The organism is uncultured Flavobacterium sp. (assembly GCF_951805225.1).
Classification (GTDB): Bacteria; Bacteroidota; Bacteroidia; order Flavobacteriales; family Flavobacteriaceae; genus Flavobacterium.
Window position 1 is genome coordinate 2226423 of sequence record NZ_OX638201.1, and the last position, 12561, is coordinate 2238983.

The window sequence follows — 12561 nt, forward strand, 5'->3', positions numbered from 1 at the left end:
AGATCGTTTTGCCAAACTTAAGCGCAATGAAAAAAATAAAAGCCCCTTTAATGATATATTAGTATCAGAATAAGACATTTTTAAACAGCCTTAAAACGGAAAATTATGTGTTATTATACCCAGCAGAATGCCTCGATAGAAGATCTAAAAAGACGCTTTAATGCAGAACTCGACAATGAGGAGACTTATCTGCAGTCGGATTTTATAAATGGGTTTTCACACCCTAACATTCCTGTAATACTCAATTCCTCTCCGCACCTTATCACAACGGATTATACTTGGGGGCTTCTGCCTTCCTGGGCAAAAGACATTGAGTTTAGAAAAAATACCCTTAATGCCCGCATTGAATCCATTGACGAGAAAGCATCCTTCAAAAATATAACCCATAACCGATGCCTGATAATTGCTTCGGCTTATTATGAATGGCACTGGAATGATGAAAAAGGAAAAAGCAAGGACAAGTACCAAATCAATTCGCAGGATGATGAAATCTTCACCTTTGCAGGCTTGTACTCAACATGGACTGATCCGGTAACGGATGAGATCAAAAATACCTACACCATGGTGACAACTAAGGCCAATAAAATAATGGATTTTGTACACAATCATAAACACAGGATGCCTATAATGCTTAAAAAGCAGGATGAAACGGCATGGCTGGACCAGTCTGTTGCCATCACCGAATTTGCCTTTCCCTACGAAGGAAACTTAATCGCATTGCCGTCAAATTAATAGTGACTTTATGAAACAGGATATCGATTATTTCAATGGCATGAGCACCGAAGATCTGCTTAATAGATTTATGCAGAAGCTGTATTCCAAGACAGAATTCATACAATATAATGACCCTGATGATTTTTTCGATCCGGAACAGGAATACGGAAATCACATAACACAATGCATTGCTGAAGAAAGAGATTTTATACGAGAATTAATCCTTAGTGCATCCGCTGAAGCTGGCACAATATTAACTGACGAGCAGATTGAAGAAATGGTGCAGCAGAAAAGAGAAGAGATCAACAAGCACAAACGGACCGGATCGGCAATCGAAGACTATATTGAAAAGGTTTCAGTTATCTATATCGATCCTGTGTCTGAATGCAGCCAGAAATACCTTGTGATGCGTTGGTCATGCAGATTTTGGAAATTTATAAAATCATTATTCAGTAGAGAAGTGCCTTAATTAAAACCATTTCCAAAATGGAATAAAAGAAAACTGCTAACTCCTCATCCTACATATTATATGAACCATACAAGACATTGAATACACAATGCAATTCGGTGAATCTGAGATGCCATTAGAAAAATAACATTGGAACAAGAAAAATACTGTTCCGGTAAAGCCGCCAGGCCTTGAAGATTCTGTGCTTTTTGCTTAATTTTGTAACTTGACACCCGAAGAAATAAAACGCTATTTTGAAAATATTTCTCCTCCCCAGGCATTCGACTGGAAACCCTGCTCAAAAATTACCGATTCTCAGCTCTTTCTAAAAAGCTGCTAAATCGGTATTAATAATTTTAATGGACCTGTTGAGAGATGTCCCGCATGGTGGCACCTTAAAGATTTTACCTTCACATAAAAACGAAGTCAGGCTGCCGAGAAGAGCGTAGAAAATAAACCGGAAATAGTATTGGAAGAAACCGGCTCTTAGAAGAGGCAGCATTTTAAGGTTAAAAAGCCCAATATTTACTTAAAAAAAATGAGCACACAAATTCTTAAACATTATATTTAGAAAATGCAAGCTGTGATTATACCGCTTTTTTTTGGTTTTATTTTAGCTCAATGCACTGAGCATGCAGATAATCTGCGATCAAAACTAAATAAGAAGAAATTTTCTTTTTTCTCTTAAAGAAGAAGTAAGGTTCATAGTCAGGATTTCCTTAAGCAGGGATTTAAGTTTTTCAAATGAACTGGGTTTGACCGCGTAAAATGTAGCTCCCAGTTCCAATGCTTTCTGAATATTTTCAGGGTCATTGCTGGTGGAAAACATGATAATATTTACTTCTTTTAAACTCCCCTTATGGTTTCTTATTTCTTCCAGGCATTCAAAACCTGATTTGCGGGGCATATTGATATCAAGAAAAATAAACTCAGGAAGCTCTGCTGCTGAGAGGGTAAGCACATTATCGATAAGGTCCATACCATCCTCAGCTACTTTAAGGATCATATCGGGATCAATTTCGCTAATTGCATCAATAAAAAAATCCCTGTCGTCAATGTCATCATCGGCTAAGTAAATATATCTCTGGGCATTCTTTAAGTTAACAGCCATAGGCAAAAAATTGTATGATATGAAACGTAATTTATCGAATGCAAAATCGTATCCTAATTTACAGATCCGGGTAGATTTAAAAGTTAAGGAAATTATTTCATTAATGAGATTTTGAGAAAACAAATATAGTTCATATTTTGGAAAAAACACATTAAAAAAACTTTTTACATATTCCTAATCTGACTCCGTGTCAGAGAAAAAATGATTAAATAAACTATTATAAATCAGGAACTAAATAGCTTTAAAATTTCTAACAATCTGTAATGATAAAAGATGTTCATTACGCTGACAATAGCGACAATTCTTATAAAGTGGACAAGCAGATGATTCGCGAACATTTAAGCACGACCAATCGCACCCCTTCCACAGAAACACGAGATAAATCTGCCAAGGGTGAAAATGGCAGTGTAGTCAATATTTTTGATATACTGGAGCCCCCCTTCAAAGAACATGTATAAAACATTTGCTTTTTCATTTAAAACAATAAAGTCAATATTGTTCTTGAGTTGTAAATACATTCTCCATCTCGTCTCTCTGCCTTGTCTATTGTTCATCTCTATCTCAATGAAAGGTATAAACTTATAAACACAGTGCTGTATTGTTGCATGATGCACAAGAACTCCTTTAATTTCTATTATTTCTTGAACGTCTCGGCAACTAAGGGGGAATGTTAATTTAAAATACACTGCCTCAAAAATAATAGATTTTTGATAGCGATGACCTTTGGTATTCATTTTTTCTTAGTCTTAAAATTCCAAAGATATAATCTATTTCCCAATCCGACAGAACCTTATTTTATGGAAACACTGCTTGATAAATGTTTTTAAAGTTTTTGATAACTTTAAGTAATTTATGTGAGTTTTATAAAAATCCGATAAGGCTTTACAATCTGATCTAAATTAGATATCTTAAAAATAAGCTTCCTCTAACTATTGTTCTAGAAGTAATATTTTTCAAATACTTTAGCTAGCATGTCTTTATCTAAAGGTTTGGTTTTAAATCCGAAAAGAATATTGTTCTTTTTTGCCATCTCAATATCGTCCGGATTTTGTGAGGTTGTAAGCATTACTACAATAAATTTACATTGTAAATTTTTATCTAGATTTTTATATTCTTCAAGGAATTCCCAACCATTCATTCCAGGCATATTTATATCTAGAAATATAACGCTGGTAGGGCTATTTTTACTATAGTCTTTATTTTGTAAAAAATAAAGGGCTTCTTTAGCTGATTCTTTTATAATTACTTTGATAGCAGCGTTATATTTTTTAATCACTCTTTCGTGGAAAAAGTTATCAATCTTGTTGTCATCAACAAGCATTATATAATCAAGTTTTTGTTTCATGATTCTAAAATTGCTATTGTAAATTTAAAAGTGCTGCCAGATCCTTGTACAGATTCTACCCATATTTTTCCTCCGTGTATTTCAACAATTTTTTGACAAATAGCTAATCCTATACCATATCCTTGATATTGCTCCCACTGATTTAACCTCTGAAATAATTGAAAAATTCGATCATAATGATTGACATTGATACCTATGCCATTGTCCTTTACGTAAAATTCGTAAAAAAGGCCTTTTTTTTCGGCACCTATAACTATATGAGGCTGCACACCAACACGTTGAAATTTTACTGCATTACTTATGAGATTTTGAAATAATTGGATAAACTCAGGTTGGAAAACGTTAAGTGTAGGCATTATTCCTTCTATTTTTATTGTCAGTTTTGCATCATCTATTAGACTGCTTAGGTTTTTACTAACATTTTTCAAAATATCATATGAATTTTCTTTTGTAAGTTTCTTATTGCGACCTAACCTTCCAATATCTGATATAGATCTTACTAATAAGGCCATTTTTGATACTGCATTATCCATATCCTTTAAATGTAATTTCAATTCATCACATAACTGGCAGCCATAATCTTCCTGGATAAGAATTACATAGTTGGACAGCGTTCTCAGAGGCTCCTGTAAATCATGTGAAGCTATATAGTTAAATTGTTCTATTTGTTCACTCTTCTGCTGAATTTCAATCATCAGTTTGTTAATTATATTTTCATGCTTTTTTCTTTCGGTTGTATTTATGATTGAAGACAAAAACATGATCCCTTTTTCCGTTATGAGAGGATTGATTTCTACTTCTACTGAAAATTCTTTACCATCATTATGTACAGCATGCAAATGAAGTCCCTGTTCTAATAAAATGGATTGAACTTTAGATTCGCAGAAATCACTGCTCCGATGATGATTTAGCAAAGCGTAATGAGGAATTAGCACTTCTATATTTTTACCAACAATTACTTCACGGCCATACCCAAACATTTTTTCTACTTTCTTGTTGGCCATGACAATATTACCATCGCTGTCAGACTTAATTAATGCATGTGGAAAAGACTCTAAAACCAGTCTGAAATCTTCTTCAGCTAAAAGCGCTTTTTCATCTTTCTTATTTAGATTAAATTTTGTTTCATACATAATGAGCATGTTTATAATAATTGATGCAACAGTAAACAAAACAATTTCGAAATCTGAAACAATCAAATTACTGCTATTAGCTAGATTTATTATACTAACTAAAAATATAGCCTCTACTAGTTTTAAAAACAGTACTACCCCTACAATACTGCCTACTCTCTTTTTATTGGATAAACCCAAAAAATTCAATCGAAGATTTATCACTGAAAGAATAATTAACAAAAGAAAAAAGATTATAGCTGTGTATATTGTCATAGAGATAAAATTTAAGGTTTAAAAGCCTGAAGCTCTAGGAACATGCCTAATTGCAAGTATAAAACAGATTACTACTTAAAAAGATATTTAACTAAAGCAAATTATTTTAGTAAATGTTTAATACTAATTCCAATACAATAATATAATTAATGTTATAGTGTTCATGTGTATGCAAAAAATGAACGTTAGACTCTCTAGCATAAAAATCATTATAATTAATAGATTTATGTAAAATAATTGCTGTGTACAAATTACTATTAAAGAATTAGTACTACTCTCTTTATAACAAGTTCAAAGTCGTTCGCTAACTGTATAGTTAAATGCTTAAAATTACAAAACAACTAATAGCATTAAATTTCATGGAATACTATGAACTAATTAAAGTTTTAAAAATAGTATATAAAAACCCCAAATACATATTAAAAATATAGAGGAAGCAAAGGTTTTATTGAGTACATAATTACTATATTTTATATTTATATTCAATAAAATTACATTTATATAAGTTTATATTTTATATCAAGAAGACAAACTGCAAGTTTTTGTAGACAAAATACAATTTTCCTTAGATAGATGAATCCTTAAATTCCATTTATAAAAAATATCACGAAATGGCCCTAATGTTAATAAAACAAGAATTAAGCTACAAATTTATTGTGCCAGAAAAAATTATGCTTCTCTGTGGATTTTTAGTCGCGTGCGATAAATATTTTGAAAAAACGCGTTAAATCGTTTCGCGCCCTTCAATTCCTTAAAAATGGTAATTGAATCTAAACCCGAAAATATCAGATTAGTTACCGAATTAAAAAACTTAGATTATCATTACGGATGATCAGAAATATTTAATGGTATTTACAATAACTTTTTTATTTAAATATTTCTCTAACAACTAAAGCTTAATTTATCTATCTTTACTTTAGTTTAGTCCCCTAAACAAATTTAAATTTGGAAGATTTGAATTTAAACAGAAAGTCCTTTACTCTTTGTAAAGGACTTTTTTATTTTTTTTGGTTATTACATTTCATAAATCAAGAAATCCTTCAACAATTTCACTTTCAACAATTTTAAACATTTCTTTAAGATTTGACAGGTTTAATTTGACAGGTAATTACCATCCATTTCGTTCAAGAAGATACTTTAATTAATCCTGCAATTGGGCATCAAAACTCGCTACCCAAAAGTGCCCTAATTATAATTTTCGGGAATAATATAACAAATTTAACAGATTAATTTTAAAAGATTACTTATCCATAAACTAATCATCTATGCAATCTATAGATAAATATAATTACTACTAAATTCATTAACTTTAAAAAACTATTTAGCTTACTACTAAACGCCTCATATAATTATTTCCTTAAATAATTGTAAATCATTCTTAACAAATTAACTTGCTTTCTTTTTAACCATTTTTGAGATTATTTATATTGCTTATTTGGTAGGATTAGGCCCTAACGTTGCACAGATTTATAAACAAATAATCTCTTAAAAAAAGTTAAAAATAAACTGGTATAAATAAAGCGGGTTCATGATTCCAACATTTAAATTTTATTATCTAATAGTAATAGTCATATTAGGCACAATTATAGCATCAGTTGTTCCTCCTGTATACCGCTGTGCAAAAACCTCAATATAGTCATTGCTTGCTAACTCAACAGAAGCATTTAGTGGAAGAACTAATATATCATTCACCGCCAATCCTCTACCATAAATTTTAAATTGCGTCAATGCAGTTCCATTCTTTGCAATGTATATTATATAAGTACCTAATGCGGGAACCTGAAAGGATATAGAACCTGATACCTGAAAAATTCTTTTCTTCTTTCCCGTATATCTTAGCCTATTGTTATTATTAGGTGTTGCATCTAATGCAAACCTAAATAAATTAGTAGACGCTGAGATTCCATTCACCTTTACGATATTACTAGGATTGGAAGTATTAAAAGTAGTTGAAGCACCTGACCCAACTGGATAATCCATAGAGAAATCTCCAGCAGCATTTGAATCACCTTCGGTAGGTATTCCAGCAGCTCGAACCGTCCAACTATTATTAAAATTATAGCCTGTATAAGTACCTACAGTATATGGCTTTACATATCCAGCAGTATTACTTCCTGTAAAAACTACAGATTCCAATACAGCATCACCGGTTATTGTTAAACCTGCGGTTGAAACATCAAAACCAATAGCACTCCCGTCCACCTGACTAAAACCTCCTTGTTTTTCAATAAGTTTAAAGGTGCCAGTAAATTTTTCATAAGTACCTAAGTTGGTACCAAACCAGCCTATATTACTTAATAGTAATTGATTAATATTATTATAAGTTATGCCTGTTGTATTTCCTGTGTATTGCACGATACTGCTAAATATCAATCCAAAACCTGAGAGCGTACCGACCGAACCTGAATTAGCAACAATACAATCTCTGAAAGTTAAGTATTTGGTTGCATCGGCGTTAATATTAAAAACACTTCCTCCTGATGCAATAAGGGTTAAATTTTTAATACTGCCGCCAGTTGCTCCTTCAAAAATATTACCTGATGTTCTAAGTACAATATCATCGTTACTATCTACTCCTTGAAAATAAGCATTATTTAGATCAATAGGAAAATTAAATACTACTGTTCCGTTTATTTCATACAATGTATTAGAACTTAAAAGATACTTCGTTCCGCCTCCGGCTGCAAGTTCCGTGGCTAAAACAGTAGCCAAAACATCCGTAGATTTTATGCGTTTAAAATTTAATCTTCCTGACGAACTACTAAGAATTGGCAACCATGTAGAAGTTCCACTTGAATAGTAATAAAACAACTTCAAATCAGTATCGTAGACTATTAATCCATCGGTAGGAGTGATAATAGCATTTTTTTGAACAGTTGTCATTCTAGGCGCTAATAATCCTTTTGTAGTCGAAGTAATATCCAAAATAGAACTTTCATTTGGAGTTACTGTCCCAATTCCGATTTGCGCATTTCCCATTAAAGTCAATAAAAAGAAAAAGAAAAATAATAGTTTTTTTTGATCTTTTAGTTTGATTTTTTTGATCATAATTTCTAAAATTTAGTTAAATGTATAGATGTTTTTATTTCGATTTTTTATGAACTTTTATTTACCAGAATTTGAAATAATAATTTTTCCAGTCGATCTTTCATTATCGATAGTTAGCAACTCAAAAATATAAACACCATCGCTTAAACCTATGGTTGAAAAAATGAAGTTTTGATGAGTTCCTAAATCTTTTTTCGACAATACAACTTTACCCAGCATATCATAAAATTTAAATGATTTCAATGTTAAAGTATTTGGATTTGAAACCATTACATTATTATTAACATTATCCTGATAAATAAAAAATTGCTTTGTAGCCTTTGTGTCTATTCCAAGTGAAATTTGATTTTTGAATGTAAGCATAAAGCGATCAGAATACACTCCAGGCAGAACATTCACTTCATACTGCCCATTCTTTACATCATGATAGGATTGATCAAGCGAATCGTAGATATAAATAGGCTGTTCGCCATTAAAATTTATTACTTCAGGAACATTAAATTTAAAAGTTGTACTTGTTGTAGCCTTTAAAGCTAATGGCACTTTTTTTGTTTCATCAAAATTTATACCTTCAATCACATAATTACCATTTTCTATCCAAAAACCAACATCATTAGGCAGCGCCTGATCCATATTTAAAGCATCAATACCAAAATCTACTCCATCTGTAGCTTCTGGCACGAAAGCCAAGGCCAACTGCCTGGTAAACTGATTATTAATTATAACATTTAATTTAAAATGTGAAACCTCCTCTAAGTCAGTTTCTTTCGAATCTTCTTTTTTTGGACCGCTCTGTTTTGGGGTGTGTTTATCAAACTTTGACAAACCGTTTCCCTCTTTATAAAAAGCCCTATGGCTGTTCTTAAAGGTTGCGGTTCCAGTAGCTGTAGCACTAATTACGAAACCTTGACCAACAGGAGAATACTTACGCTCTATGACAAGTCCTGATGAGGCCCCTGTAGTATTTACAGAACCATCCGGGTTATAAGAATTAAAAGTTGCCGGAACATATACACCATTTGAGACTAAGCTTACTGGTGAATAGCTTCCATATCCACCTCTATAATTTGTAAGATAATGTGAATTTACAGTTTTATCTTGTTCCCAAAAATAAGCTACTCCACCAGTTGCTGCGTTGGAAACGTCTAAAAGAAAAGCATTTAAATGCAAGGCTGAGGGATAAGGATTCCCTGTTAGAGTTGCGTTATTAATACCTAAACTAATAGTTATATCACCATCATTGGGTTTTCCTCTAAAATCATACCTTTGTGCTGATCCTGGATTATTGGCTATACCCGTTCCCTCGGGATCTATTGCATCAGTTCCGCTGGTACCTTTCATAGAAAAACCTTCACCTGGGACCAATGTTTTAGTGCCTCCCACATAAATCCACTGCGAATAATTATTGGCGTTAATTAACTTATAGATCCAAGTTGAAGATATTGACAGGGGACTTGCAGTACCATTGTAATTGCTTGCTGGCAAAACAGTAATTGGAGTTGAAGCAATGGAAGTTGTAGGACGATTTAACATCGTAATACCAAAGTTTTCATTTCCTAAAGAAGCAGAAGCATTTCCAACAGGAGAACACCAATAATTATACTCAAAGTTATCAGAAGTACCTTCCTGATAAACAGACAATAAACCTGCACCCGTATTGTCTGAAGTACCTATAGTCCCTTGGACTAGCTGCGCATTATTCCTTAAATATAAATTGGAGTTAGAAGCCAAATTTATATCTTGCTTTACATACAGTACTTCATTTTTTACATACATGTAGTCATTAGAGCTAAAATAAATTTGAGAAATGCTTTTGGTACTAATGAGCAATGAAAAGATAAGTATTGTTTTCTTCATAACTTTCAATCTTACAATTATTAATCAACTCAAGAAAATTTGAATTTACGTAATTTTGATCACGGAAATTTTATAAAGTATTTGCTATTCCTTTTGACTTATTCTTCGTGAAATAAAAAATAAACCAAGTGCTGTACCAATTAAAAATAATACAGATATATTAGAATCTATAGGTACTTCAGCCCCAACAGGAGGTGGAATAGATGCAGGTTGAGGAGGAGGAGGATTTGCTGCATTACTTTTAAAAGCAATAAAAAGAACTAATACTACTAAATTTAATTTTTTAACTTTCATGTTTTCTTTATTAATAGTTCTATGTAATAAAATATTTCCACCTCATTTCTTATAAATACAAATAAATACTAAGCTTACAGTAATAATCAGATATATAAACACTTATTATTCAATCAAATATACAAAAAAAACTTACATATTACTGTTTCTTGTAAAAAAAAAACTACATTAGTATTTCTTTATTCTGTCGCATCTATTAACTTAAAAAAAATGGATATTCAAACAAAAAGAAGATTAAAAATTAGGGTAGTTTTACTTTCAGACTCCATTTTGATGCGTCGCATCAGTCAGAATCAAATAAGAATTTTAGTAATTCAAAAGTTAGCCTTCCTTCATTATGGAATCGCTTTAAATCCTCTAAAGAATGTTTTGTTATCATTATAGGAGAAATTAAGTCGCTGTAATTTGTTTGTGCTGAATTATTGATCAAAAGTAGTCCTGTACTACGCAGTGCTTGTGCTCAGTTAAAAAATATTCAATCGAATTAATCGAATTATACTTAAAAATGATAGTTAAATGAATAAGTCTTGTCGAAGACCGTCGTAATCAAATGTGCAATTAACGATAAATGATGCCAATTTTAGATACTCTTCCCATTAATATTTTACTTTTGACTCAATATTGTTTTTATTCACATAATTGGAATCACATATTAGATAAAACTCAAACTCCAACTAAAATTAAGCAGAAAAAAAATGTCTCTCGTGAAGGAGTAATTTATTGCAGCCCCTGTAATTTTATAAACAATAATTTTTAAGCAAAGATTTAACTTTCAGTATTGATAAATCAGAATACCTTATTAGTCAAATAAAGCATTTATAGCACAAGTTTTATTTGGGGCTGCCTACAATTTCGCCAAAAAGAACAAGCATTTTTTAAAGATAATTAACCATCAAAATTTTGTGGTAAAATCCTAGTACAATTTATTTAGACAAAGAAAAACCTTAAAAAAATAAATATTTAAGAAGCTCATGTTCAAATGTGTATTACATATTTGTAAGCAGATAAAATATTGAAAAAAGATATATTAAAATCTAGGTGCAGAATCGGTGCATCTATTTTGAAGAAACAAACTATAACGCTTTTAAACAAATATTTAAAAACATAAGTTCGAATGATTACTAACATCAAAAAACTGTAATAACAATTAGCAATCAGAGATTTGTGGCAAAATCTTGGTACAAGGTATTTTTGAAAACCACAAATCCAGCAAAAACGGTGGCTAAGAAGTTTAGGTTCGAAACTATTATACGCTGTTTATTTTAGTCTTTTTTTGTCAACAGGTTCGAGTCACGTTCCCGCTACAAGATTAAGCAAAAGCCTTAGAAATCTAGATTTCTAAGGCTTTTTTTTGGTTCGATAATTTTAAATTGATTTCTTGAAAAAAAAATGAATCCCAGTATTTACAAGGAAAAACGGTTAGAGTCTTCTTAAGTGTAAGCATAGAAAATGCAGACAATAAAACTCAAAATCAGTAATAATTCTTAAACATAAAACTTAATGCTAGTTTTTAATAAAATAATTGTCGGATGAATTAATATTTTAAGTTAAAAACGATTTTGAACTCCTTTCTATAATTAAATGGACTATTCATAGTTCCCATTTGCCCATTTTTTAGATGGTGCAATCCATCCGTCTGAGGCTTTATATAAAAAGCCATGCTTAAGATTAGTATATAACTCTATTTCCTTAAAATGATTTACTTTAAGTTTCGAAGTTTCCTTTCTTTTAATAGCTGAAACGCCCAATACATCAGATTTTTCATAAATAGTTAGAATATTTCCGCAAAAATTAATATCAGGCCATTCTTCAATATCGACATCCCTAAAACATCCGATAAAAACAAAATTCACCTCTGGATTAGCCAGATAAGTTGATACGTATTGTGCAATATACCCCCCTTTCGAAGTTCCTATTACGGTTATTTTACCTGGTGAAACACCTTTCTTTAGTAATCCTTTAATTTGTTTGACTACTTTTTTTGCATATTTGTGAACATCAGTATCTTTCTTTCTAATTTCGCTAAAAACAATAAAATTATCCTTTCTATAGGAATCTAAAATTTCATAGTATTCTGCTTTTCCATAGTCAGGATGTACTACACTAAGATCATTTTGTTCAATAAAACCATTATGAAAAAAGAAAATATAATGTTGGTTACTGGCAATTGCTTTTTCTTGGCTAAAACCAGTACAACCAAAAAACGTAATAAGTAAAAAGGAAAAGAATAACTTTGGTAATTGTTTCATAGGTAAGTTTTGTTTAATTTGTTTTATAAAATCTTTTTTATTAAAATTCGTAATTACATCATATCTGTAATTTTTTGAAATTTTCATTTTGCAAAATCGATATCAGC

At 31.2% G+C, this 12561-nt stretch carries 10 protein-coding genes; 2 read left to right on the plus strand and 8 right to left on the minus strand.

Annotated features, from left to right (window positions below):
* Window positions 1-105 precede the first annotated feature (105 nt).
* Both WN975_RS09210 and WN975_RS09215 read left to right on the plus strand, forming a co-directional pair.
* Window positions 106-732: an SOS response-associated peptidase gene (locus tag WN975_RS09210; protein ID WP_337966279.1), complete on the plus strand. Its 627-nt coding sequence runs from the start codon at window positions 106-108 to the stop codon at window positions 730-732.
* A gap of 10 nt (window positions 733-742) precedes the next feature.
* A complete protein-coding gene (locus WN975_RS09215) occupies window positions 743-1183 on the plus strand; it encodes a hypothetical protein (RefSeq protein ID WP_337966280.1) in 441 nt (146 codons plus the stop codon).
* A gap of 634 nt (window positions 1184-1817) precedes the next feature.
* On the opposite strand, the gene WN975_RS09220 is transcribed toward WN975_RS09215, so the two are convergent.
* The 8 genes from WN975_RS09220 to WN975_RS09255 all read right to left on the minus strand — a co-directional run bounded on the left by WN975_RS09220 (window position 1818) and on the right by WN975_RS09255 (window position 12541).
* Window positions 1818-2273 carry a response regulator gene (locus tag WN975_RS09220; protein WP_337966281.1) on the minus strand — a complete coding sequence of 152 codons (456 nt, stop codon included), beginning with the start codon at window positions 2271-2273 and terminating at the stop codon, window positions 1818-1820.
* A gap of 338 nt (window positions 2274-2611) precedes the next feature.
* A complete protein-coding gene (locus WN975_RS09225; protein WP_337966282.1) occupies window positions 2612-3007 on the minus strand; it encodes a hypothetical protein in 396 nt (131 codons plus the stop codon).
* Window positions 3008-3210: 203 nt separating this feature from the next.
* Complete coding sequence (locus WN975_RS09230) at window positions 3211-3618, minus strand: response regulator (RefSeq protein WP_337966283.1); 408 nt, start codon at window positions 3616-3618, stop codon at window positions 3211-3213.
* Complete coding sequence (locus tag WN975_RS09235; protein ID WP_337966284.1) at window positions 3615-5006, minus strand: ATP-binding protein; 1392 nt, start codon at window positions 5004-5006, stop codon at window positions 3615-3617. The genes WN975_RS09230 and WN975_RS09235 overlap by 4 nt, the downstream gene beginning before the upstream one ends.
* Before the next feature lie 1551 nt (window positions 5007-6557).
* Entirely contained in the window at window positions 6558-8054 is a 1497-nt protein-coding gene (locus WN975_RS09240) for a hypothetical protein (RefSeq protein ID WP_337966285.1), read from the minus strand.
* 57 nt (window positions 8055-8111) lie between these two features.
* Entirely contained in the window at window positions 8112-9884 is a 1773-nt protein-coding gene (locus tag WN975_RS09245; protein ID WP_337966286.1) for a T9SS type A sorting domain-containing protein, read from the minus strand.
* A 111-nt stretch (window positions 9885-9995) separates the two neighbouring features.
* Entirely contained in the window at window positions 9996-10205 is a 210-nt protein-coding gene (locus WN975_RS09250) for a hypothetical protein (protein ID WP_337966287.1), read from the minus strand.
* Window positions 10206-11791: 1586 nt separating this feature from the next.
* Window positions 11792-12541: a dienelactone hydrolase family protein gene (locus WN975_RS09255; RefSeq protein WP_337966288.1), complete on the minus strand. Its 750-nt coding sequence runs from the start codon at window positions 12539-12541 to the stop codon at window positions 11792-11794.
* Window positions 12542-12561: the final 20 nt, after the last annotated feature.

Coding starts and splice junctions, on each gene's coding strand:
- WN975_RS09215 (WP_337966280.1), top strand. CDS start 743: ATGAAACAGGATATCGATTATTTCAATGGCATGAGCACCGAAGATCTG.
- WN975_RS09240 (WP_337966285.1), bottom strand. CDS start 8,054: ATGATCAAAAAAATCAAACTAAAAGATCAAAAAAAACTATTATTTTTC.
- WN975_RS09225 (WP_337966282.1), bottom strand. CDS start 3,007: ATGAATACCAAAGGTCATCGCTATCAAAAATCTATTATTTTTGAGGCA.
- WN975_RS09250 (WP_337966287.1), bottom strand. CDS start 10,205: ATGAAAGTTAAAAAATTAAATTTAGTAGTATTAGTTCTTTTTATTGCT.
- WN975_RS09235 (WP_337966284.1), bottom strand. CDS start 5,006: ATGACAATATACACAGCTATAATCTTTTTTCTTTTGTTAATTATTCTT.
- WN975_RS09255 (WP_337966288.1), bottom strand. CDS start 12,541: ATGAAAATTTCAAAAAATTACAGATATGATGTAATTACGAATTTTAAT.
- WN975_RS09210 (WP_337966279.1), top strand. CDS start 106: ATGTGTTATTATACCCAGCAGAATGCCTCGATAGAAGATCTAAAAAGA.
- WN975_RS09220 (WP_337966281.1), bottom strand. CDS start 2,273: ATGGCTGTTAACTTAAAGAATGCCCAGAGATATATTTACTTAGCCGAT.
- WN975_RS09230 (WP_337966283.1), bottom strand. CDS start 3,618: ATGAAACAAAAACTTGATTATATAATGCTTGTTGATGACAACAAGATT.